This is a genomic window from Amycolatopsis sp. WAC 01375 (assembly GCF_003947325.1).
In the GTDB taxonomy this organism is placed as follows: Bacteria; Actinomycetota; Actinomycetes; order Mycobacteriales; family Pseudonocardiaceae; genus Amycolatopsis.
This window is the reverse complement of sequence record NZ_QHHW01000037.1, coordinates 245,161-269,479: the sequence shown is the minus strand read 5'-3', so window position 1 is coordinate 269,479 and position 24,319 is coordinate 245,161. Positions and strand designations below refer to the sequence as shown.

Below are 24,319 nucleotides of genomic sequence, written 5' to 3'. Positions count from 1 at the left end.
ACACCATAATTCCATCATCGAATCAATCACTGATTGAACGTGTCCCCTCATGTCGACGAGCGACTGTCGGGTGGGTGGCCGTCTGCCACGATGACGGCGTGACGGTGAACTTGGATTGGGCCGAGTTCGAACGGACCCTGCGCGAGGGCGTGGTGCAGTCCGTTGTCTCGGCAATGAACGATCATCCCGGCGAGCGGTTCTACGCGGCGGTGCTGGATCACATCTATCGAGAGGAAGACGGTCCGATCGCGCTCCCGTTGGTCGGGATCAACAGTGTCGAGGCGTTGGTTCGTGAGCCCGCCGAGCACCAGGCGGATCTGCGGTGGAGTGCCCCGGACTGGGACCTTTACCACGACGACTGGCTCCCGGAAGGCATGGCCGGACGCTGGGAGAAGGCGCTCACCACGGAGGCGTGCTCCGGGACGACCCGCCATTGGCAGAAGACCTTCGACCGGTACCTGACGATGCTGGTCCGCGTCTGCCGGCAGGCACGGACAACGCTGCGCCGCAACGGCAACACCCACCCGGACTTCGTGGTGGTGCTCCTCGACGACGAATACCGCGGGACGCTGATCAGGCGCGTCTTGAGCACCGGCGAGGTGCGTCGCCACTTTCCCGAACTGGACGAGCGATCGGTCGCGCTGGCCGACGTCGCCGCGCTCCCGCCGGCCGAGCGCGCCGCGTACCTGGCTTCCCTGCTGGGAACGTTCGACGGTCCCCTCGACCCCGACACCGTCGAATCGGCCCTGCGTGATCTCGGCCCGACGGGCTTCCCGGTCCTGATCTCCCTGCTCGGCACGTCGGACCGCGCGTGGCAGGCGGCGAAGCTGTTGGCGGACATCGGCAGTCCCGATGACGGGGTCATCCAGGCGTTGCGAGCCGCGCTGGGGCAGACCGACGGAGCGAACCAGGAGTGGGTCGCGGTAGCACTGTCCCGCGTCGGTCGCCTCGACATTGTTCTCGACCAGGTCGAAAGGCTTCCAGCGGACGTGGTGGTCAGTGCTGTCGCCGCGCCGTACACCAGCTTCCGCGACGACGCGGTCACCCCGCTGATGCTGGACTATCAGCCCCTGACGGGCTTCATCGAGCGTTGGCCGGAATACGTGCCTGCGCTGGGGCGGCGGCTCGCGCCCGGGCAAGGATACTGTGACATCGCGGCAGACGAGGTGGACGCCGCGGTTGCCGGCTTGACCTCGCCACACGTCATCGTTCGCCAGCACGCCGTGCAGGTCCTCGGCCAACGCCGGCTCGGTCGGCACGTCGGCCGGCGGGTGTTGCCGCTGCTCTGCCAGACCATCCGGCTGGACCAGGACGCATCCGTACGGCGCTTGGCGGTTCTGTCGCTGCTGTGGTGGCGGAGAGATTCCCGTCACCTGGCGGACGTGGTCCGCGAGGCATCGGAGGACCCGGCGGCGGAGGTACGTGAAGTAGCCGCGTATTGGCTACGCGAACAGCGCGCAGACGAGCCGATCTGACCGTAAGGCCCGCGTGACAACAGCTATCCACTATTTCGCCTGGCAAGCTCGACAGACTGTAACGGCGGCGATCTGGATTAGGCCCGTGTCCTGTCATGCCGCGAGGAGCGCTTTCCGTGGCTTCCCGCTCATGCCGATGAGCGTTCGGGGAATCAGCTTTCCGGGAGATCCCCGGGATAGGTAGCGATCAACGACTCCATCACTTCGATGGGTAGTGCCGGGTTGGCGGCCGCGTGTCGGGCCAGGTCCGGGTCGTTCACAAGGTCGATCAGGGCGCGGGTCGGCAGGTTCGGGTGTTCCGCGGCCCACTGCCGCGCGGTGTCGTCGCCGAGGCACAGCAGAAGGGTCTCAGCGCGAGTGTTCGGGTGTTCGGCGACCGCGCGGTACACCCGCCGTGCGGTGGCGTGGCACGCCATGTGGTGCAGCAGCTCAGGGTCGCAGTTGGGGTTCGTCGCCAACCTCCGGAACAGGCTCGGGCCGTGCCGCGCGGCAAGTGCCCGTAGCCGGTTCGCGGACAGCGCGGGATGCGGGGCGATCCCTTTGACAACATGGATATCGTCGTCTGCCACGAGCAGTTCGAAGACGTCTGAGGGCAGCGCGGTTCGCTGAGCGACCAGCATCCGGGCTCGTGGAGACGGTGACGCTACGAGAAGACGCAGCTCCTCGTCGGTCGCCGCCATGACGCGGGGCAACAGGACCGGCCCAATCCTGGTCGACTCGACCACGAGCATGAGCACGTCCAGCGGAACCGACGGGTTGTGCGCCACGCCCCGCCGTACGTCCGCGGACACGTCGTTCGCCAGCTCGCGCACGATCGGCTCCGCCACCACGGGATTGGCGGCCAGGCCTGCGCGGACACCGGGGATGTGATCGGCCGCCAGCCGTTGCTGAGCGTCAAGAGGCAGATCCGGCCGCTCGGCGAGTGTCCATCGAATCGCCATGTTGTCGTGGTCCAGCAGCGCGGTCACGTCGTCCAGCGAGGTGGCTGGATCAGCTGCCTGCTCGATATCAGTGTCGACGTGCCAGATGGTGTCGCGCGGTGGTGCCGTGGGCCGGGCGGGCAGGCGGGCACGCAGGTGATCGGGCAAAGCCGGGTTCGCTGTCAAGCCGAGCACGATGTCTCGGGTTCGTTCGTCCACTCCACACTCCGCCCGGTCGCCACGGTCGCGGGTCCGCCTGATGCGGATCAGGCCAGGTTACGACAATTGTCGTGTGGTGCGGACGGGTTATCGAACATACGTGGACCGTCATCCCGATGGCACGAGGTCGTTCCGGCAGGATGGCGCCATGTCAGAACACGGGTACCTGCCGAACGAGTTGTTGGGCAGGCTGGTCGGGTCGCGGCTGTACTCGGTGAACTTCGTGTATGACTACGTCCAGCTGCACTTCGACCGACCCGGCGGCGATCTGCCCATCCTGACCTGCGACGCCATGCCGACCGTCACCGTCGTCAACGGCACGTACACCGACGGCAGGCCCGGCTACGCCGACGCGCTACGGTCCCTGATCACCGCAACTGTGGTCTCCACCGAGGAAGCCACCGGTACGGGACTGAGCGTCGAACTCGACACGGGCAGTCTCGCCCTGCACCCGACGCTAGCCGAACTCACCGGACCCGAGATCGCAAACCTGACCGGCTTCACCGACGGCCAATGGATGTGCTGGCGCCCAGGCGAGGACTCCTTCGAAGACCTTGCCTGAATCGGCCACTTCACCAGCGCACACCACGAGCATCTGTGGACACCGCACCATCGGTACTGGACAAACATCCGCTTCCGCCGCAGTGCGGGCTGCGGGGTGGTGAACGCACGGTCCCAGGCCGCATCGGGCGCGAGGATCTCCCGCTATGGGGCAACTTCGGTATAGAGGACGCGCAGGGAGTTGAGCGCGCCCTCGTGCAAAGCGGGGCCGTCGGTTGACACCGCGTCACTGGGCGAATGCGGTGCATGCCAATGTCAGGAAGACTTTCCCGGCAGACGCGCCCGGTCGGCGCGGATCGCACCCAAAGGTGGTCGGTCCCGCGCTCCGTGACCGCTGGAGTTGAGCCAGGTCGACCCCTGTCTCAGGAACACGGCGGACTGTACGACAGCTCAGCCGACACGAACTTGTCCCACATCTCGCGAGTGAGTGTGTTCCCCGTGATGGCGCAGATGCTGTGCATGGCGTGGGGCACGGTCATGTCCCACAGCCGCACGGTGTGGTCATGGCTGCCGGTGGCGAGGATCGCGCCATCGGGGCTGAACGCCACCGTGTTGACGTCGGCCTGGTGTCCGGTGAGCGGCTGACCCAACTGCGTCCGGTCGGCTGTCCGCCAGAGTCGCACGGTGTTGTCGCCGCTGCCGCTGGCCACCGTGTGTCCATCTGGGCTGAACGCCACCCCCAAGACGGGGTTGGTATGGCCGACAAGGGGTTCGCCGAGCAGTGTGGCGTGAGCAGGATCGGTGACGTCCCACAGCCGCATCTGCTCGTCGTCGCTGCCGCTGGCCAATGTCCGCCCATCCGGGCTGAACACGACCCGGCGTATATCGTCCTGGTGCCCTTTGAGGGGGCCGGCCAGCAGCGTGGGCTTGGCCGGATCAGAAATGTTCCACAACCACACCGCGACGTCGCTGTATTCGGTGCCCGTCGCCAGAGTTCTTCCGTTTGGGCTGAACGCCACCGCCAAGGCGTTGGCGTCCGGCCCGATCACGATCTGGGCCAGCAGCACGGGTTTAGCCGGGTCGGCGACGTTCCACAACCGCGCGGTGTTCTCGTCCTTCACATCGCCGCCGGTGACCAGGATGCGGCCATCCGGGCTGAACGCCATCGACCGGACGCCGTCGGCATGCCCGGTGATCGGCGCGCCGATGGGCGCCGCGCGGGCGGGATCGGTGACGTCCCACAGCCGCACGGTCTGGTCGCCGCCGCCGGTGGCCAGCACGCGGCCATCCGGGCTGAACGCCAAGGCGTTGATGTCGTCTTGGTGGCCGGTGAGCGGCTGGCCCAGCTGCCGCCGATCGGCCAGTGTCCACAACCGAACGGCCCGGTCGCCGCCGCCGGTAGCCAGGATGCGCCCGTCCGGGCTGAACGCCAACGCGTTGACTTCCCTCGTATGTCCTTTTAGGACAGTGTCGGGTATGTTCCACAGCCTTACCGCCCGGTCGCCGCTGGCGGTGGCCAAGGTGCGGCCATCCGGGCTGAACGCCATCGACCGGACGCCGTCGGCATGCCCGGTGATCGGCGCGCCGATGGGCGCCGCGCGGGCGGGATCGGTGACGTCCCACAGCCGCACGGTGTAGTCATCGCCGCCGGTGGCCAGCGTCCGCCCGTCGGGCCCGAACGCCAACGACCGGATTGCGCTGGCATGCCCCGTGATCGGCAGGCCCAGGACCACCGGGCGAGCCGGGTCGGCAACGTTCCACAGCCGCACTGTCCGGTCGTTGCTCGCACTGGCCAGCGTCCGTCCATCTGGACTGAACGCCACCGAATGGACAGCCCCGGTGTGTCCGGTCAACGGTCGCCCGAAGGGTCTAGCTCGGTCCGGCGCGGCGATGTCCCACAGTCGCATTGTCCGGTCATCGCCGCCGGTAGCCAGAGTCCGGCCATCAGGACTGAACACCACGGAGTTGATGGTGTCGGTGTGCCTGGCCATCGGTGGGCCGAGTGCCGTGGGCTGAGCGAGATCGGTGACGTTCCACAGCCGCACGGTCCGATCGTCGCCCGCGCTGGCCAGCGTCCGCCCGTCAGGACTGAACGCCAACGACCGGATCGTCTTGGTGTGCCCCGTAATCGGCAGGCCGAGCGCCTCAGGGCCGGCTGGGTTGGTGACGTTCCACAGCCGCACTGTGTTGTCAGCGCCGCCAGTGCCCAGAGTGCGCCCGTCCGGGCTGAACGCCAGCGCACGGGTTGCTTCGCCGTGACTGATGGTTTCGTTCAGTAGCACCGGGTGGGCCAGATCGGCGACGTTCCACAACCGCACGAGCCTGTCACCGCTGCCGCTGCCGGTGGCCAGCGTTCGCCCATCGGGACTGAACGCCACCACACTGACGTCCTTGGCGCCCGAGGGCAACGTGGCGGACAGCGGCGCGTTCGCGTCGACGATCAAGTGGGTGCTCGTGTCCAGATCGGCCGGGCGCATGCGGTGGGCGACGAGATCGAGTTGGGCCGCCAACGACACGTCAATGTTCCGTATCCGGTTCGCCTCGGCGGTGACCTTGTTGAAGATCGCGGCGTCACGTTGTTCCTGGGCGATGTCGCGTTGCTGGAAGGCGTAGGCAGCGGCACTGGACGCGACAAGGCCAAGAACGGCCAGCATGGTGACCGCGGTTCGACGAACTCTGGCCCGCCGGCTTTTGTGTCGGATCGACGCGCTGAGGAAGGCCGCTCCGAGCGGCGTGAGGGCGGCGCGGTGCTCACTCCTGGACTGCCACCCCCTTGCGCTGGCCAGCCGATCGCCGCGATACAGCGATCCGACCGGTTTCCCTTCTCTCTCCCATTGTTCGGCGGCCTCGATCAACTGCTGCCGGATGACCTGATCGTTGCGGCCGGTCTCGATCCAGGTGCCGAGCTGCGGCCACGCCCGCAGCAACACTTCGTGGGAAAGCTCGACGGCGTTGTCGTCCAGCGTGACCAGACGTTTTTCGATCAGCCAGCCGAGAACTGTCTCGGCGGCCCGCGGTGCGTCGAAACCCTTGACAAGGTCGGCCGGATCCGCGCGCCGCCTGACAGGCGGCGCGTCGTGCCTGACCACGACCAAGTGCATGAGGATGTGCTGGAAAATCACGCGCTGCTCGGCCGTGGAACAACGCGCGTAGGCCTCGTCCGCGGTAGCCACTATCGCGCCTTGGATCCGCCCGGCCCGGTCATAATCCGCCAAGGTCAGCTTGTCGCCCGTGCGCCGTTGCCAGGTGACGGCCAATGCGTGGGCCAGCAGTGGGAGCCCACCCGCATCCGTCCCGATCTCGTGCAGGAGGATCTCGACCAGACCCGGTTCGATGTCGACGCCGATCTGCCGAGCAGGCCGCTCGATGGCCGCTCGCAACCCGGCCGGAGTCATCGTCTGGAGGTTGAACTGGCTTGCCGGCAGGAACGTTGCGAGCTGATCGTCAGCGAGGCAGTGGTCGTAGAAGTCGCCCCGCACCCCGAGAACCGCACGCATCGCGATCAGTGCGGCGATGAAACACCGCCGCTCGGCCTCGCCGGCGCACAGGGTGAACACCTCTTCGAACTGATCCACCACGATGACAGTCCCGTCAGGCAGCATGCTCGCCAGGACGGCAGGATCAGATCTGACTGCCGAGAGCACGCCATCCACGCTTCCGTCGATGAGCTGCGCGACCTGCTGTGCCAGTATCTCGCAGGGCTCCTTTGCCGGGGTGAGCAACAGCCATGGGCGCCCGCTGTTGGCCACCGCGGTTATCACGCCTGCTCGAAGCAGCGACGACTTGCCGACACCGGACGGTGCGACGACGAAGACCGGCCCGCTGCGGTGATCGATCTTGTCCATCAACACCGACAAGGTCGCCTCGCGGCCGAAGAACCAACGCGCTTGGTCAGGTTGAAACGCACGCAGACCCGGATAGGGGCAGACATCCTCCGGCCACTCCGCCTGGCTGACGTCGGGCGGGTACGGGTCGTCCGGCAGGCAGATCCACCCCACCGTCTTCGTTTCCTTGACCTGGATGCGTTTGGGCCGATAGCGGGTCTCATCAGCAGCGCTGTGCCAGACCACTTCACGGAACAACCAGTCGGAGGTGATCACCGCGAGCACGCCGGCCGACCCGGCGAGGGCGTCCTTCAACGGCGACGCGTCGAGCAACCGGAACGTGTGGTTGATCGCGACGCCGGTCGCGCCGTGCGCGTCGAGCAGAACTTCCCCAGCGTGCACCGCCATCCTCAGCCGGATCTGCTCGCCGGTTCCGTACGCCCGGTTGTGCCTGTTCAACGCGTTCACCAGGCGACCGGGCACCTGCTCGACGAACAGTTGCTTCGGAATATCCGGCGGTGCCAGAAGAAGCACACCGTCACCCCGGTCTTCGCGATGGCAGGCGCTCCAGTGCGAGCCGAGCGCATGAGCCAAGGCCGCATAGACGGCGTTGCGCACATTCCTCTGTTCCAGGTTCTTCCGGCCGCTGAATTTCTCCACGTCCACAACCAGAACAGTGCGATGCAGCGCATCAGGCGACACGAAACCTCCCCAGATCACGTCACTCAGCCAAAGATTGCCGCCATAGTCCCCGCAGCCGCACATAGCTTGACGAGCTTTCACTCATTCGCGTGAACCGATTGACATTCAGCGGGGCGGATAGAGACGGGCTATCTCCTGGATCGTGTCGGTCATGTGGACGATGAGTTGCGCGGGCGCGATGACCTGACGTGTGGTCCGAGGCGCAGCAGGGTGGTGACGGGCGTGCGGCACGTTTTCTGGCGGGATGGTGGTTTGCTGCCGGCCGTCCGGGTCGGCGGGCGTGCGGGTGGACAATGCCGGCCGGGCGGCTTTCCGGCCGAGGACTGCGGGCAGCGCGGCGGCTCCGTAGGGCGGCTTTCAGCGGGACAGCGCGGCGATGAGCGGGCCCGGGTCGGGGTGCTGCGACGTGCCTTGCAGGATGACGGTGGTGGCACCGGCGGCAGCCAGCTCGGCGATCAGAGCGCGGGCAACGTCGCCAAGGGCGGGCACGTTCGGTTCGATCTCCGCGAAGGTGACGACCCGCGGCGCCGGCCGTCCCGCGGCCCGTGCGGCCTCCGTGGCGCGGGCTGTCTCCGAAGCGACGTACTCGGGGGTGGCGAGCGGGGAGTCCAGGAGCACGCCGTCGCCCACTTCACCCGCCAGTGCGACGGTCTTCGGCCCCCGCGCGCCGATGATGAGGGGCGGGACTTGCGACGGCGGCCAGTCCAGTGTCACCGCGTCGAGGTTCACGTAGCGTCCGGTCACGCTGACGGTCTCGCCGTGCAGCAGCCGCCGGACGGCGTCGGCGTGCTCGCGCAACAACGTCATCGGCGACGCGGCCCGAGCGCCGACCTGCGCCATCCAGTCGAGCACCCCATGCCCGACGGCCGGGACGAACCGGCCGGGGAACATCCGCGCCAGCGTCGCGATCTCCATGGCGGCGACGGCGGGATTGCGCAGCGGCACCGGCATCAGCCCGATCCCGACGGTGAGCCGCTCGCTCCACGCCAGCGCGGCCGAGGCACTGGTGAGACCACCTTCGAGGAAACAGTCCTCCCACAGCCACAACTCGTCGATACCTGCATTGTCGGCAGCGACGACGGTCTCCCGCAGCTCCTCCGGCGGCGATTGCGGACGGAACACCACACCAACACGAACCTCGGCCATGGTCTCTACGCTAGCCCCCTCTCAGCTCGCCCGCCCCGGCGTCTTATCGCGGCTGCTCGTTGGCGAGCATGCTGCGCAGCCATTCGTGGAAGCGCCGCTCGATGTGCTGCAGTGCGGTCTGGGCCGCTGCCGCGTCGCGGGCGAGGCAGGCAGCGGTGAAAGCCTCGAACTCACGGCCGAATTCGACACCGCTACCGGTGACGACGTGACGCGCGTAGCGGAGGTAACGCTGCTGGCGCCTCCGCCACGCCATGGCTTCCTCGTAGAGGAGGGTCCGATCGGCCCGTCGGTAGACGAGATCGCGCAGCTGGAAAGACGACTCGACCAACGCCTCCTCGTCCGCGGCCCGGACGGCGTCCTCGCGCGCTTGTGACAGCCGGGTGATCTTGTCGAGGTCCTCCTCGGTGAGCTTCGGGACGCCGATCTCGATCAAGCGCCGCTCCAGGGCCCCGCAGACCGTCATCACGACTTCGCCGTCCTCTTCCGTCAGCGGCGCGACGCGGCTGCCGAGCCGAGGATGCGAGACGACCAAGCCCTCGGCCTCCAGTCGCCGCAGCGCCTGCCGGGCAGGAGTGAGGCTGACACCTGCCCGGTCGGCGATCACCGCCATCCGCAGCCGCGTCCCCGGCGTCAGCCGAAGCTGCACGATGTCGTCGCGGAGGGCGTTGACCACCGCTTCCTCCACCGATTGGACCTCGACCCGGGTCGTGTCGAGCGGGTCTTGTGCAGCACGGGTCATGTCGCCTAGCGTACCTCACGTGATTTTTGATCAAAAATCAAAAGTTTGGTGCGGCTCTCCCGCACCAGTCGTAGGAGCGTGACCATGACGCGAGTTCTCGTCACCCGGCGTGACCAGGTGACCCATCTCAGTCTCAACCGTCCGGAGCGGCTCAACGTGCTCGATCCAGCTGTCTACGCGGAGCTGTTCGCCGCACTCGACGCCGCGTATGCCGATCCCGAGGTCCGCGCGATCGTGCTGTCCGGGGCCGGTGAGCACTTCTGTGCGGGGTTCGATCTGGGCGCCTCCGATGACATGGCGGTGCAGGAGCCGGTGTGGGCGCAATGGGAAGGCATGACCAGGCAGCGCGCGGCGATGGCGACGATCGGTGACTCGCCGAAGCCGATCGTCGCGGCCGTGCGGGGCTATTGCCTGGGCGGTGGATTCGAGCTGGCGAACTACTGCGACTTCATCGTCGCTGCCGAGAACACGGTCTTCGGCGAGCCTGAGGTCCGGTTCTCCCTCGTGGCTCATCCGCGATTGCTGTACTTCGTGCCGCTGCGCAAAGCGAAGGAGATCCAACTGCTGGGCGAGACATTCGGTGCGGCCGACGCCGAACGCCTGGGCCTGGTCAACGAGGTCGTACCCGCGGAGGAGCTCGAAGACCGCGCAATGGCCTTCGCGCGACGGCTGAGCCGCGTTCCGGCCGAGACCTTCCGCCACACCAAGACGATCATGAGCCGGGTACTGGAAATGCAGGGAATGGGTGTCGTCGAAAGCATGATCTCCAGCGACTTCATCGTCAGCAAATTGACGGAAACGGCGGACCGCGCCCGATTCCGCGAGCTCCGCGAAACACAGGGGCTGCGCGCGGCGCTGGCATGGTCGCGCTCCAAGGACAGCGCAGGGCCGGAAGCCTCGCAGCCGAGCGTGACGCGGTGAAGGGCGGCATCGACGGCACCCAGTGGGAATCGTTCACGGCGCCTCGCCGGATCGCGGTGGTGGGGGCGTCGCCCCGGCCAGGTCCGCTGAACTTCGCGCAACGGCTGTCCCGTAACAACGCCCACCTCGGGTTCACTGGCGCGACCTATTTCGTCAACCCCCGCCACGACTCGATCTTCGGCCGGCCCTGCTATCCCGATCTGCGGGCCCTGCCCGACAAGCCGGACGTGTGCCTGATCAACACCCCCGCACGGCAGGTACTGGGCGCGGTGAACGACGGCATCGCCGCCGGCGTCCGATCGTTCGTCGTGCACTCCGGCGGATTCGGCGAGACCGGTGCCGAAGGCCACGGCCTGCAAGCCGACTTGCTCGCACTGTGCGGCGAGACGGGGGCCGCGCTGATCGGTCCGAACTGTCTCGGGATGTACCACTCGCGCGGGCCGGTCGCCCTCTACGGCGCCGACATCCCGCCCGGAATCCGCCGGGGCGGGCTGGCCGTGCTGTCCGGCAGCGGCTCCGTCTCGGTCAGCATGATGCAGCTGGGCCAGGCCGTCGGCCTGCACAGCATCGTCTCGACCGGCAACGAAGCCGTCACCACCGCCGAGGACATCCTCGAACACCTCGTCGAGGACCCCGACGTCACCGTCGTCGCCATGTTCGTCGAAGCCCTGCGCCGGCCGGACAAGTTCCGCACCCTCGCGCGCCGCGCCAACGCCCTCGGCAAACCCATCGTCGCCCTCAAAGCGGGAACATCGGAAAAGGGCGCCGCCGCGGCGGGCAGCCACACCGGGGCGATGGTAGGCACCGGAGCCGCCTATCGAGCCCTGTTCGACGACCTCAACGTCATCGCGGTCGACGACTTCGAAGAACTGCGCGAGACGGTCCGGGCGCTCGCGGTCCTCGGCGGGCAAGGCCCGACGGGCCCCGGCGTGGCGGTCGCCGGGATGTCGGGCGGGAAACTCTCGGTCGTCGTCGATCTTGCCGAGCGCCTCGGGATGCCCATCGCTTCGCTGGCGCCCGAGACCATCCACCGGCTCAACGACGCGTTGGCCCTACCTGTGGAAACCAGCGCCCACAACCCTGTCGACGTCGGCGCCGGCTTCCGCTCCGGGAAACCGGGCACCGAGAACCTCGCCGACTGCGTGCGAATCCTGGCGTCGGACCCCGTTGTCGGACTGGTGCTGGTCCAGCAAAGTCTCAGCGGCAGCGGCCACTCGAACACGTTGGAACGGAGCTGGGCGAGCGCGGTCGCCGACGCGGCCGCGGACGTCGCGGAGCCGGTCGTCATCGCCTCCGAGTTTCCGGTTCCGCCCGAGCACGGCGAACCGGATTCTCAGCGCCGGTCGCCCGCTGGATCCGTCCCCGTGCTCAGCGGCCTGCGGGCCGCGTTGTGCGCGGTTCGCGCGCTCACCTGGTGGCATCGCAGGGCGAACCGCCCGTGGACGCCGCCGGCGACCACGGGCCCGACCGTGGATCCCGCGGCGCTCCTCGATCGGCTCCACGACCGGCACGGGCTGCTCACCCCCGCCGAGACCGAACGGATCCTCGCCGCCTACGGCCTGCCCGTCGTGCCCACCAGCCACATCTCGGCAGAAGCCGAGCTCGACACACTCGACCTCGAATTCCCTGTTGTCGCGAAGGTGGTTTCGCCGGACATCGCACACAAGAGCGACATCGGCGGCGTCGTTCTCGGCATCGCTTCCCCGGCCGAACTGCGCGCGGCCTACCGCCGCATCAACGACAACGTCCGGAATGCCCGCCCGGATGCCCGTGTCACCGGCGTCCTGGTCGCTCCCCACCTCGACCACGGCATCGAGCTGTTCATGGGCAGCCGCGTCGAACCCGGACTCGGCGCCACAGTCGCCGTCGGGCTCGGCGGGACCCTGGTCGAACTGCTCGGCCACCCCAGCGTCCTGACCGCCCCGCTCGACCACGCCACCGCTCACGAGGCGATCACCCGGATGACCGGCGCGAAGATCCTGGACGGATTCCGCGGCGGGCCCACCGCGGATGTCGGCGGCCTCGCCACGACCCTGTGCCGGCTGGGCCGGCTCACCAGCGACCTCGCCGACCGCCTCGTCGACGTCGACCTCAATCCGATCATCGTCACCCACAGCCATCGCGGCGGCCTCGTCGCGGATGCCAGAATCGTCCTCGACTAGGAGGCACCGATGTCCTCAACGGCGCACGACATCGACACCAAACGATCCCGGGTCGTCACCGCGATCGCGATCGGCAACTTCATCGAGTGGTTCGAATTCGGCCTCTACGGTTACTTCGCGGTGAGCATCTCGACGACGTTCTTCTCCGGAACATCCGAGGGAACGGCGCTCGTCTCGACGTTCATGCTGTTCGGGATCGCGTTCGTCAGCCGCCCGATCGGTGCCATCCTGTTCGGCCGCTACGGCGACCGCGCCGGCCGCCGGGGCGCCCTGTCGATCTCCATCATCGGCATGTCGATCGCCACCGCCCTCATCGGCGCGATCCCCGGCGACAAGACCTTCGGCCTGCTCGCCCCCGCGCTGCTGCTCGTGATGCGCCTGGCCCAAGGCTTCTTCGCCGGCGCGGAAATGGGTGGAGCCGTCACCGCTCTGGCCGAGTACGCGCCACCCGGACGCCGAGGCTTCTACTCGGGCTGGAACGGCTTCACCCAACTCGTCGCCCAGGTGTTCGCCGCGCTCATCGGGACACTTCTGAGCAGCGTCCTCACCCCGGCGGCGCTCAACGGATGGGGCTGGCGCCTCCCGTTCCTCGTGGCCCTGCCGCTGGGCCTCGTCGGCCTGTACATGCGCACGAAACTGGCGGAATCGCCCGAATTCACCAGCGCGGGACGGGCAGGCCAGACCACTCACAGCCCCGTCCGCGACGTGCTGCGTCTGCATTGGCGAGCGCTGCTGAAAGTCTGCGGCCTGACCGTCGGACTCACCACGACCACCTACATGCTGGTCGGCTTCTTCCCGTCCTACTTGGTCAAAACCGCCGGGCTGACGTCGCGGCAGATGTTCACCGCGATGCTGATCGGCTTGACCGTCGCCGCCGTCCTCGTCCCGATCTGGGCCCGGCTGTCCGACGCCTACGGCCGCAAGCCCTTCCTCGTCGGCGGTGCGCTCGCGGTCACCGTGCTGACCATCCCGGTGTTCCACCTCGCCGGCAGCGGCAGCTTCACGTCGGCCCTCACCGCCTTGGTGATCGTCGCCGTTCTTCTGTCACCGATGTTGGCCGTGCAAGGCATCGCCGCGGCCGAACTGTTCCCGACCGCCGTCCGCTACACCGGCGTCTCGATCGGCATCAGCGTCATCATCTCCCTCATGGGCGGATCCACACCCTTGATACTCCAAGCCCTCGTGCAGGCCACTGGCAGCAGCATCGTCCCGGCCGTCTACATCACCACCGCGGCCGCGCTCTCCCTGATCGCCGCGCTCACGCTCAAGAACAAAGCAGAGCCAGCCACCACGCAGATCCAGCCTGGAACCACCACGACCGCACCGATGTCCCCCTGAAACACCGCGCGGCCGCGGTCGAGGTGCGCCCCGCCTCGACCGCGCCGCGCGACCCATTTGCTGCGGACCGGTTGAGAGGTAAGGCAACGTGGCGCGGGGGTCGTGAGTGTTTTGGGTAGCGGCCGGTCCGTGAAGGACCCCCTTGCCTCAGCTCTGACGAGGAAACCGCCCTTTCACACCCTCCCCCAGTACATGAAGGCCCCCTTGCTTGCGCCAGGCGTTCGTTCCAACAACCCAAAACACTCACGACCCCCGCCCGCTCGCCGTGCGTGCACTGCAACAAGTGCATGCCGACGATCTACCGCGGGACGCACTGCGTACTGGAGGCTCGATGATCGCGGTGCCGGGGCACCTATTCGGCCGCGGCCCAGGAGATCAGCTTGCCCATGTTGGCCACATAGGTGCCGGCGCTGATCACCGGCGGCCGCTCCTTCGGCCGGTACGGCGGTTCCTCGGGCGGAGTGAGTGGATCGTAGGGTGAAGTGTCATACAGGTCGCCCACGTGCTTGCTCATGTACGCCTTTCCGACGTAAGGCGTAGCCGGAGAGGGACCGTGATACGGGTTGGTGATCGCGTCCGCCGGGGTCAGCCAGTAGTCGTTGCCGCCGAGCCCGTCGGCCAGCGCCGTCGCCTCCGCGTCCGACACGACCGGCAGCTGTGACGGCGCGCCGAGGAAGAGGTCGGTGAGCTGAGGCTCGCGCGGGGTGAAGTAGCGAGGGAGCGGGACCGAGACGCCGCTGAGCGGCGAGCGTGCCTTCAGGTCGGCGACCTGCGCCGGAGTGAGCGTGCGCAGTTGCTCGTAGGTGGCGCGCAGAGCGGCGGTGTCGATCACGCGGCCGCCGGAATAATGGCTCAGCGTCGCGCGGTGGTCGTTGTCGGTGTAGTAGGCGCCGTTGCGGACGTTCGAGCCGAAACGGTGGACGAACCGCGCCCGGTTGGTCTCCAGATCCACGAAGGTGGGATGGGTTCGCCCGGCCAGCAACGGGTTTTCGGCATGCTGTCGCGCGGTGAGCGGGCAGCTGTCCAGCCACGCAATGGCTTCGGGAACACGGTCGAGGAACCCTCGATCGCCGGTGAGCCGGAAGTAGTGGAACAGCTGCTGCACATTGGTCTGTGTGGTGTGCGTGGCCAGGGCGCGGGGTTCGTAGGATCGCGCACCCGCCGGAGCACCCGCCGGCCTGCCGCCCGACGCACTGGTCAGGTGCTGCAACGCCCAGCCCGCCTGCGGCCCTGGCTGCTGCAGGCGGCGCAGGCAGTCCATCGCGCGCCGGATCGGCTCGGCCAGCCCTGGCTTGTCCAAAGTGGACATGCACATCAGCAGGAACTTGATGTTCTCGCCGAGGACGTCGTCGTTGAAGGTGACGTGGCCGGTGTAGTCACCATCCTCCATGCCGTGCCGGATGTCGGCGGGTAGCCACGGCGGCAGCACCTCGGGCCACGGCGTGTCTTTCACAGCCCCCGCGAACCGGGGGAAACGCTGCGGCCAGCCGCCGTCGGCGATCCCTCCGCGGATCTGCGCCTTCACCACGAAGCGCAGAGCGCGATCGAGTGGCGCGTGGAATCGGTGATCGCCGCGTTCCAGGTAGAGACGCAGGATGAGCTGAGCGGCGGAGGACGTGCCGGCGTCGTCGAAAGTCGCATTGCCGTAATAGTGCTGGAACTCCTCCAGTCGCCAACCGTTCGCACCGACGGTGTCGTACCACTTGCGCAGCGACTTCGTACCCGCGAAGTCGTGCACGTAGTTCCAGCCGCCGACCGGCAACTGGGCGGCCACCAAGGCGAGACCGGTGCGCGAGGCGGCGCGGTAAAAGGATTCGACACCAGTGGCGTGGTAAGCGTCGAGCAGGCTGTGCCCGATCGACGGCGTTCCCGGCGGCTGTACCCAGCACATGGTCCGGTTGGCCGCCATCTCGCCCCAGCTCTGGGACCGGTCTGGCAGGTAGCTCCAGACATAGGCGCCGCGATAGGAGAGCTGTTCGTCGAAGAACGCCGAGGCCCGGCGCATGGCCGCCGGAATTCCCGGCACGGCGTGAACGGCCTGGTGTCCGCCCGCGAGAACGGCCACCGGCACTGCGGTGGCGAGGAGTCCGAAGCTGCGGCGCGTAAGGATCATGATCACATCTCGATTCACATATCTGAACGACGTCCACACTTGTAAACGCATCGTGATAGCTGGGAGCGCTCCCGTCAAGCCGGATCGTCCGCCTGGAGCAATATCGGTGAATCGCTGTGCGGCTGGCCTCAGGATTCATCAGTGTGAACCGGGAATCGACGATCGAGGGTTGACGCGACGCCGATTCGTTGGTCTCCTGTTCTCGACGTTTCGTCAGCGGATCCGCATCAATCCTCTTAGGACATTCCGTTTTCATCGACCGCAAGGAGGCGGCGTGATGAATTTGCGTCCTTTTCGATTTCTTTCGATTCTGACCTTGACTGTAATCACTTCGACGACCGTGGTGACCACCGGCGCCAACGCGGAACTCTCCGCACAGGCGGCACCGATCGGCTGGGCGAGCCAGAACGGCGGCACCCCCGGCGGCGGTGGTGCGCCGCCGATCACGGTGACCTCGGCGTCCGCGTTGAGCTCGGCGGTCAGCGGAACCGCGGCGGCGGTGGTGCGGGTCTCCGGCACCATTTCCTGCTCCGGCATGCTCAAGGTGGGGTCCAACAAATCCATTCTTGGCAATGCCGGCGCGACGATCGACGGTTGCGGCCTGACCTTGAGCGGATCCAAGAACGTGGTGATCCAGAACCTGTCCTTCCGGGACTGGGACGACGACGCGATCAACATCGAAAAGGCCTCGACCAACGTGGTCGTCGACCACAACACGTTCACCAACGGATACGACGGCGCCGTCGACATCAAGCGTGCTTCGGATTACATCACCGTGTCCTGGAACCGCGTGCACGGGCACAACAAATCGATGCTGCTCGGACACAGTGACGACAACGGAAGCCAGGATATCGGCAAGTTGCGGGTGACCTATCACCACAATTACTTCGATGGCTCGGGGACGCGGCATCCGCGTGTGCGGTTCGCCAATCCGGTGCACGTGTTCAACAACTACTATCGAGACAACGAATACGGTGTCGCGTCCACCTGCAACGGTGGCGTACTGGTCGAGAACAACCATTTCGACAACGTCGACGAACCAACACTGGTCGGTTACGCGGGTTCACCGGCCGGTGCCCTGGTGCAACGCGGGAACCTCTTCACCGGATCCGGTTCACCGCAGGCGAGCGGAACGGTGGCCAAAATTCCGTACTCCTACAGCCTCGAGTCCGCGAGCACGGTGAAGGGCAGTGTGACCGCGGGAGCAGGAGCGGGCAAAATCCTACCCTGACCGGCCGCCGCCCGGAGTCGGCAAGCGCCGGGCGGTCACGCTCAACCGGAAACCAACAGCTCTGGCAGATACGAAGTAACTCTTAGATCGATCTTCCATGACACGGAAGAGGTCACTGTTCGATCCCAGTATCGCGCATCATTTGTTTTCGCAGGTCAGAAGCCCCGCCCCGCCTCGGAGGGGCGGGGCTTCAGTCGTTCAATGGCGATGAAATGGCGATGGCCCTCGGAGCCGTCTCCCACCGCCGTCACGGAAGGCTGCGGCCCGCCTCCATCCGAAGCGCTGACCGGCAAGCGGCAGTTTCGGCGCGCGGGGGTCACAACCGCACCACATTCTGTGACACTTTGACGGGCTGTGTCCCGCAGTGATAGCGCGAGAAGGGAATCTGCTGTGTCCGGAATGCTCAACAGACGCAAGGCACTCGCTCTCGGTGGTGGTGCCGCACTCGGCGTCCTGGCCGCCGGTACCGACACGGCCTCCGCCGCGACGGGATGGATCCGGCTGCCGATCGTCACCGCCAACATCGGCCGCGACAACCTCGGGGCGCGCGAGGCCGCGATCGACGCCGTCCGCAACTGTGACCCCCTGGTGCGGCCTCTGGTCGGCTGGCAGGAAATCAACGAGGGCGACACCGGTGAGCCCGCGATGATCGACCACTACTTCGGGCCGCTGTACAACAACGCGTTCCTGCGGCACAACTCGTCGTTCCGGATCCCGATCTCGATCCCGCAGCCGTGGGAGGTGGCGAGCGCGAAGACCACGTATGTGCACGGCGGCATCAGCGGGGTGACCCCGCCGCGCTGGATCAACGAGGTCGTGGTGCGCCACCAGAGCCACCCGACGCTCCAGTTCGCGCTGATCAACTCGCACTACATCGCGAACGCGTACAACGGCGACCAGCGCACCGACCTGCGCGACGAGTGGAACGAGCACAAGAGAATCCACGCCAGTCGCGTGCTCGCGCACCACAACGTCGGGCGCCTGGTCTTCTGGACCGCGGATACCAACAACCCGAACTACTACAAGGCCACCAGCCTGGACGCGGAGCGCCGGTGCTTCGGCACCGGGATCGACCGCATCAACTGGCTGGCAGGCAATGGCGTCGTCCAGGAGCAGTTCATCGACACCAAGACTGTGGACATGCGCGTGGACGGGCATGACGCCCGGGTCGCCGTCTTCCAGGTCCGCCTGGCCTGACGGCACGCACGGGCCGGGCGCCGCACCGCCCGGCCCGTGCCATGGCCGAGCTCTCGAAGGAGCAGAACCCTCATCCGCGGCGAGCCGGCCTAACGGACCACGCGCGTCACACTGTCGGAAAGCCATCGTCCCGAACAGGCTCACCAACCGCTGTCCGGAAAACGGGTCGGCGGACGACCGTCCATTGTTGCGGATCGCCGGCATGGACCTGATCACCGTCGATTCGGCCGCCGCCGCTCCGAAGCCGGCGCAGTGAGCGCCGCGACGCACCGACGGGACCCGGCGACGAACTCGGGCTTCCGCGACATGATCGACGAGCCGTTCGCCGGTGTCGGCGCGAGCCTGTACGCCGAGCAGGAAAGGACCGGCGCGGAGCCGAGTCTGCGCCGGGCCCGGTTCTGCGTCCGGTCCAGCTCGGCGACGTACTCGGCGGCGACCTCGCTGGAGATGCGGTCGACGTAGCCGCGCGCCGCCATGGCGCGAGCATATTCGAGGGCGGTGACCGGCGCCGATACCGTGCCGCACCATCGGCAGCGCCGCTTCGACATTCGACGAGCAGGACCCGAGTGTCAGCCCGCGGATGTCGCCGTCGGCACCGGCCTCCGGGATGCGTTCGAGGATGTCGTCGGCGTACGACGCCACATTCCCCAACAGTTCGACGGTGACCCTTTTTGTTTGCGCGATCCCGCCACCGCGGTCTATCTTCCTCCATGTCCGATAAGTGTTCCACTGTGTTCGCATATCGGACGCCGTTATCCGGCCGACTCGACGAGGAGCGAAAGTGACGAACGTGCCCGCCTCGCACGAAACGGCCGATCCGAGGTCCGGTGTCAGCCGGTCGGCGTTCAGGCGGGTACTGGCGGGCAGTACCGCCGGCGCGGTGCTGGAGTGGTACGACTTCGCGCTCTACGGAATCCTGGCGGCCACCGTGCTCGGGCCGCTGTTCTTCCCCGGTGGCGACGGGTTCGCCCAGTTGCTGCTCGCGCTGGCGACGCAGGGACTCGGTTTCGTCGCGCGACCGATCGGCGGCATCGTCTTCGGGCATCTCGGCGATCGACTCGGCCGCAAACCCATGCTGGTGACCACTTTCCTGCTTCTCGGGCTGTCGACCTCCGCGATCGGGCTGCTCCCCACCTACTCTCAGGCGGGCATCGGGGCGACGATCTCGCTGGTCGCGCTCAGGCTGATCCAGGGTTTCGCCCTCGGCGGCGAGTTCGGCGCGGCGGTGCTGATGGTCAGCGAGTACGGAAGCCCGAAGCGGCGCGGCTTCTGGTCGGCGTGGCCGCAGGCGGGAGCGCCGCTGGGCACGGTGCTGGCCACGGCCGTGGTCGGCGGGATCGCCTTGGTACTGCCCGAAAACGCCTTCGACCAATGGGGGTGGCGCGTCGGTTTCCTGTTCGCGATTCCGCTTCTGGTCATCGGTTTCTGGATCCGGCGGCGCATCGACGAGTCGCCGGTGTTCCAGGAGGCGCAGGCACGGGCCACGGCATCCGCGGACGCCGTCCGGGAGCGGTCGAGCATCCTCGAGACACTCGCCCACCCCGGTCCCGTCCTCCGCGGTCTCGGCGTGCGGCTGGGCGAGAACGTGGCCTTCTACGTCTACACCGTCTTCGTGGTCGCCTATGCCACGAAGACCTTCGGCTACGACAAGTCCGACGTCCTCCTCGCCGTGGCCGTCGGGTCACTGCTGCAGTTCGCGGGGATGCTGGCCGGCGGCTACTGGTCGGACCTCGTCGGACGGCGTATCGCCATGCTGGTCCCGGCGGCGGGCCTCGCGGTGTGGGCACCGGTCTTCTTCGCCGTCGTCCAAGCCGGCAATCTGCCTCTGCTCTATCTCGGCGTCGGTGTCGGCGCGGCATTGCACGGACTCCTGGCCGGACCGGAAGCCGCCTGGATCGCCGAACTCTTCCCGACCCGCCGCCGTTTCGCCGGTGCTTCCCTGGTGTTCCAAGGCTCTTCGATCATCGCCGGCGCGCCCGCGCCCCTCATCGCCGTGTGGCTGGCCGAAAAACAGGGCCCCACGGCGGTCGTGCTGTACCTTGTCGGCACGATCGCCGTCACCCTCGTCGCTCTGCTCCTCAGCACCGAAACCCGGGGCACCGACCTGAATTCCGACAGCCGGTGACGGTGAGCACCTTGTGGAGGCCGGCGTGGTGAAGGAGCCGCTGTACCGCCGCGTGAACACCCGGGCCAGGTCCGTCCACCACGACCACGGCGGCGACTACCGACATCAGCGCAACACGAAAACCGAACGCGTCTCCGACCTGACGCGCGGGTCCATGGGACGACGGGAACGCCGGGGCCTGGACTACACGCCGTTGTTCCGGTTCCTGCTCGGCAAGATCGGCGCGGACTGGGACGAGGTGCGCGACGAGGCCGCCGCCCGGCTCGACTCCGCCGACCCGATCCATTGGCTGGTCGCTCGGCAGCCGCACGAACGACGCGAATACGTGCGGATCGGCGAAGCCAGTTACTACAGCGGCCTCTACGTGGACGACGACAACCGGTTGCAGGTCGTCAACCCCGAACTGGGTGCCGGCGATCTGGAGCCGACCTGCCCATGCTGCACCCACACCTTCAACGGCGTCCGGTTCACCCGGAAGTACCGGCCACCGCGGTGATCCCGGCTGAGAGGACGAGCTCAGGCCGTGCTCAGACGAAGGAGGGATCGTTCCGCTGATCACCGTCCCGCCGAGAATCCGTGTCGCCGCTTACCTCCCCGAAGGCGGCCCTGCGGGAAGTCGTCGAGGAAACCGGGTTGGGCGGCGTCACGATCGTCCGGGCGCTGACGACCGAGGACAAACCCACCCGATGCCCGGCATGACGACAACGCCTCTCAGCGCACTCACCGCGACCGATGAAAGGACAGTCCCATGAAGGTCCTGGCGGTAGGCGGAACCGGCTTCATCGGACAGCACATCGTGCGTGAACTACTGGCACGCGGGCACGACGTCACGGTGCTGGTCCGCACGCCACCCACGAACCTCCCCGCCGCCGTGACAGTCCAACTCGGCGACCTCACCGATCTGTCCGAAGATCGGCTCGACACGATCGTCGCCGGGCACACGGGCATCGTCGTCGCATCGGCCGCCGCCGTCGCCGCACCGCGCGGCGTCGACATCACCGCGTTCTTCCATGACACCAACGTCGCACCCGTGGTCAGGTTGCTCACCGCCGGCTGCCGGGCGCAGTGTGACCGCGCTGTCATCCTCGGCAGTTTCTACGCGACCTTGCAGCGCGAACAGCCGGCACTCCGCCTGGCTGAACTCAGCCCCTACATCGCCAGCAGAATCGAACAAGCTGAGCACGCACGCGCCGCGGTCAACGCGGAAACTTCCGTGGCCGTTCTCGAACTCCCTTACGTCGCAGGCACGACCCCCGGCCGGCAATCACCTCTCGAACCCATGCTGCACAGCATGTCCATCGGCAACGCGGGCATACTCGCCTACCCCGGCACCACCGCCGTCGTCACCGTCACCCAAGTCGCGCAAGCAGTCGTAGCGGCGCTGGACCGTCGCGCCAACGGCGACTATCCGATCGTCACCGCGAACATCCCCTGGGCCGACCTCTTCACCCGCCTCGCAACCGCTGCCGGCCACCCTCCGAAACGCATCTGGAAGCTCCGTCCAAGCGCCATCCGACTTCTGATCCGCACGGAAGGCATCAGACAACGCCGCCACGGATTCACCGTCGGTTTCGACCCGACACAATGGAGCAACCTGCACGCCACCACCATGGCCCTCGACCCGGACATCGCCCGCGCAGAACTCGGCGTCGAGCCCGACGACCTCACCGAAGCCCTCCGAACGCCACCCCGGCATCATGAGCCATGATGACCACAACCTGATCCGCAACCGGACGCTGATCTGACGGTTTGCCTGCCCATCGAGGCAACGTCGAGGGCGTGAGCCGGGACGGGCGTGTCGTCTGCTGGTAGTGGCCGAAGCGCGGGTCGGCCCAGTCTGCGTACGCGTGGCGGCCCGTACACCAGGGCGACAGATCGAACGGCACCGCCGGGATAGGCCGTACGGACCCATCGACCGGCAGTTTCGGCGTTTTCAGTCGCATTGGCGATTGGGGTCACATAGTTTGCAACTGGCGCACTTGTCCGTCCACAAGTAACCGGGAGAGCAACCGGTCACCCCGGTGAATCGTGCTCGACATCGAGGCGGCAGGGCTTGCCGCCTCGATCGTGGTGGCCGGGTGCTCCTCCTGACCGACACCACTCTTCTTGCCCAGTAAAGGATTCAGCATGCGCAAGTGGACCAGATTACTTGTGGCGGGCGTGCTCGCCACGACCGCCGCGACAGCTGTCATGGCGGTCAATACGGCCGGTGCGGCCGACGGTGTCTCGACCGCGGCCGCCGAGTCGAAGTTCCCACTCGCCGACCCGGACACCGTCCAGGCGAAGGACGGCACGTACGTCACTTACGGCACCACGGTCGGCGCCGGTGTCGGCGCCCGGTGCGGCGTGACCGGCAAACTGTTCGTGCCGGTGCTCGTGCACGGCTCCGGCAACACCGTCGGTGTGGGCACCTGCGCGTCGGCCGATGCACTGCCCAACGGGCCGGGTAGCTGGGCGGAGGGCAACATCTGGGCGCCCGGCGTCGTCCGCTTCGGCGACACGTACTACATGTACTACACCGCGTCCAAGCGGGGTACCGGCCAGAAATGCCTCGGCCGCGCCGTCTCGGGCAGTGCACGGGGGCCGTTCACCAATCCCGTCGAGTGGGCGTGCCCGGGCAGCGGCCGCTGGGCCATCGACGCGAACCCGTTCGTCTCGGGCAGCGCCATGTACGTCGCCTACCGGGACGACGCGATCACCTCGTACCCGGAGACCGGCATCTCGGTCGTGCGCACCCATTCCAACGGCATGGCGGACTGGGCCACCCGCCGGGACGCGTTGAAGAGCACCGACATCGGCTGGGAGACCACCCGGATGAGCGGCGGCACGCACGTGATCGAGAACCCGTCGATGTTCAAGTCCGCCGACGGTTACTGGTACCTGGCCTACTCCGGCAACAACTGGGACAGCGCACGGTATTCGACCGGCATCGCCAGGTGCGGCACCGGCCCGATCCCGTCGACGCGCTGCACACCACGGCAGAACGGGGCCGAGCGGCCGTACTTCGGGTACACCGGCACCGGGGGCCTCAACCCCTACCGCGGCCTGCCCGGCAACCACCCCGGCCCAGGCGGTATGGACTTCTTCCAGGCGGCCAACGGCCAGTACCACGCGGTCTACCACTGGTGGAACGGCAGCAGCCGGTTCCCGATCGTGGCGACGGTCCTCCGCAACGACGGCGGCTTCTACCTCAGTTAAGCGCCCCTGATCCGGACGTCTCACCAGGCGTTCGCTGAAAGGGCTTTCACCACACCCGGCTTGTCGGGAACGGCGCGTTCATCACGCCCACCACCATGAACGCGCCGTTCACCCACGTCGGCCAGGACCGCCGCCTCCACAGCCGGTCGGCCGGTGACCAGGCCGAGTGCACCGCCGATCGAGGACACGACCGCCGGGCCCAGGATCCCGGCTCTTCCAGCTTTCGCTGCCGTGTTTCGACCCCGTGCCGCAGCAAGACGGTCAAGCTGATCACCAGCACGATGGTGGTGAGCACGAAACTCCACAGCACCCCGGGTGACCGCGCGGCCAGGTTTGCCGGCCACGATCACGCCGGTCAGCGGCAAGGTCGGCGTGCGCGTCCGGTAGCCGGGTGAGAACGGCTCGCCGAACCTCATCGGCGGGCTCCTTCAGTGTCCGCCGCCGCGACGGGCGGACGCCTCCATCTCGGCGACGACGCTTTCGACCTCGGCCAGATCTCCCCTGGTGC

18 protein-coding genes are annotated in these 24,319 nt (G+C 67.4%); 11 read left to right on the top strand and 7 right to left on the bottom strand.

What is annotated here, in order from left to right; all coding sequences use genetic code 11:
* Positions 1–98: 98 nt before the first annotated feature.
* Positions 99–1,475, top strand: a complete 1,377-nt coding sequence (locus tag DL991_RS27150; protein WP_125787165.1) for a DUF4303 domain-containing protein — start codon at positions 99–101, stop codon at positions 1,473–1,475.
* Positions 1,476–1,627: 152 nt separating this feature from the next.
* Here the strand turns inward: DL991_RS27150 and DL991_RS27145 are convergent, their stop codons facing one another.
* Positions 1,628–2,614: a hypothetical protein gene (locus DL991_RS27145; RefSeq protein WP_125787164.1), complete on the bottom strand. Its 987-nt coding sequence runs from the start codon at positions 2,612–2,614 to the stop codon at positions 1,628–1,630.
* A gap of 148 nt (positions 2,615–2,762) precedes the next feature.
* Between DL991_RS27145 and DL991_RS27140 the strand changes: the two genes are divergently transcribed.
* Entirely contained in the window at positions 2,763–3,176 is a 414-nt protein-coding gene (locus DL991_RS27140) for a hypothetical protein (RefSeq protein WP_125787163.1), read from the top strand.
* A gap of 361 nt (positions 3,177–3,537) precedes the next feature.
* Here the strand turns inward: DL991_RS27140 and DL991_RS27130 are convergent, their stop codons facing one another.
* The 3 genes from DL991_RS27130 to DL991_RS27120 all read right to left on the bottom strand — a co-directional run bounded on the left by DL991_RS27130 (position 3,538) and on the right by DL991_RS27120 (position 9,526).
* Positions 3,538–7,659: a hypothetical protein gene (locus DL991_RS27130; protein ID WP_158634454.1), complete on the bottom strand. Its 4,122-nt coding sequence runs from the start codon at positions 7,657–7,659 to the stop codon at positions 3,538–3,540.
* A 339-nt stretch (positions 7,660–7,998) separates the two neighbouring features.
* Positions 7,999–8,787 carry an LLM class flavin-dependent oxidoreductase gene (locus tag DL991_RS27125; protein WP_125787161.1) on the bottom strand — a complete coding sequence of 263 codons (789 nt, stop codon included), beginning with the start codon at positions 8,785–8,787 and terminating at the stop codon, positions 7,999–8,001.
* 43 nt (positions 8,788–8,830) lie between these two features.
* The gene (locus DL991_RS27120; protein ID WP_125787160.1) at positions 8,831–9,526 is read right to left on the bottom strand and encodes a GntR family transcriptional regulator; all 696 of its coding nucleotides are present in this window, start codon (positions 9,524–9,526) and stop codon (positions 8,831–8,833) included.
* 84 nt (positions 9,527–9,610) lie between these two features.
* Here DL991_RS27120 and DL991_RS27115 point away from each other — a divergent pair, with 84 nt between their 5' ends.
* The 3 genes from DL991_RS27115 to DL991_RS27105 are packed head-to-tail and all read left to right on the top strand — an operon-like array spanning position 9,611 to position 13,947.
* On the top strand, positions 9,611–10,447 hold the full coding sequence (locus DL991_RS27115) for an enoyl-CoA hydratase/isomerase family protein (protein WP_125787159.1): 837 nt from the start codon (positions 9,611–9,613) through the stop codon (positions 10,445–10,447).
* Entirely contained in the window at positions 10,444–12,609 is a 2,166-nt protein-coding gene (locus tag DL991_RS27110; protein ID WP_158634453.1) for an acetate--CoA ligase family protein, read from the top strand. Before DL991_RS27115 ends, DL991_RS27110 begins: the two co-directional genes overlap by 4 nt.
* A gap of 9 nt (positions 12,610–12,618) precedes the next feature.
* Positions 12,619–13,947 (top strand): MFS transporter, encoded by a 1,329-nt coding sequence (locus DL991_RS27105; RefSeq protein WP_125787157.1) that lies wholly within the window; start codon positions 12,619–12,621, stop codon positions 13,945–13,947.
* 352 nt (positions 13,948–14,299) lie between these two features.
* On the opposite strand, the gene DL991_RS27100 is transcribed toward DL991_RS27105, so the two are convergent.
* The gene (locus DL991_RS27100) at positions 14,300–16,060 is read right to left on the bottom strand and encodes a pectate lyase (protein ID WP_125787156.1); all 1,761 of its coding nucleotides are present in this window, start codon (positions 16,058–16,060) and stop codon (positions 14,300–14,302) included.
* 169 nt (positions 16,061–16,229) lie between these two features.
* On the opposite strand from DL991_RS27100, the gene DL991_RS27095 reads away from it, so the two are divergent.
* The gene (locus DL991_RS27095) at positions 16,230–17,291 is read left to right on the top strand and encodes a polysaccharide lyase family 1 protein (protein ID WP_233599010.1); all 1,062 of its coding nucleotides are present in this window, start codon (positions 16,230–16,232) and stop codon (positions 17,289–17,291) included.
* Positions 17,292–17,690: 399 nt separating this feature from the next.
* Positions 17,691–18,488, top strand: coding sequence for a hypothetical protein (locus DL991_RS27090; protein WP_233599009.1), 798 nt, complete (start codon positions 17,691–17,693; stop codon positions 18,486–18,488).
* A 212-nt stretch (positions 18,489–18,700) separates the two neighbouring features.
* On the opposite strand, the gene DL991_RS43015 is transcribed toward DL991_RS27090, so the two are convergent.
* A complete protein-coding gene (locus tag DL991_RS43015) occupies positions 18,701–18,964 on the bottom strand; it encodes a hypothetical protein (RefSeq protein ID WP_199754063.1) in 264 nt (87 codons plus the stop codon).
* Between the two features lie 305 nt (positions 18,965–19,269).
* Here DL991_RS43015 and DL991_RS27080 point away from each other — a divergent pair, with 305 nt between their 5' ends.
* From DL991_RS27080 to DL991_RS27065, 4 genes are all read left to right on the top strand, one after another.
* Positions 19,270–20,613 (top strand): MFS transporter, encoded by a 1,344-nt coding sequence (locus tag DL991_RS27080; protein WP_125787153.1) that lies wholly within the window; start codon positions 19,270–19,272, stop codon positions 20,611–20,613.
* Positions 20,614–20,638: 25 nt separating this feature from the next.
* A complete protein-coding gene (locus DL991_RS27075; RefSeq protein WP_233599008.1) occupies positions 20,639–21,109 on the top strand; it encodes a hypothetical protein in 471 nt (156 codons plus the stop codon).
* A gap of 252 nt (positions 21,110–21,361) precedes the next feature.
* On the top strand, positions 21,362–22,321 hold the full coding sequence (locus tag DL991_RS27070; protein ID WP_125787152.1) for an NAD(P)-dependent oxidoreductase: 960 nt from the start codon (positions 21,362–21,364) through the stop codon (positions 22,319–22,321).
* A 419-nt stretch (positions 22,322–22,740) separates the two neighbouring features.
* Entirely contained in the window at positions 22,741–23,811 is a 1,071-nt protein-coding gene (locus DL991_RS27065) for a family 43 glycosylhydrolase (protein ID WP_233599007.1), read from the top strand.
* A gap of 20 nt (positions 23,812–23,831) precedes the next feature.
* On the opposite strand, the gene DL991_RS27060 is transcribed toward DL991_RS27065, so the two are convergent.
* Positions 23,832–24,227, bottom strand: coding sequence for a hypothetical protein (locus DL991_RS27060; protein WP_125787151.1), 396 nt, complete (start codon positions 24,225–24,227; stop codon positions 23,832–23,834).
* Between the last annotated feature and the right edge of the window lie 92 nt (positions 24,228–24,319).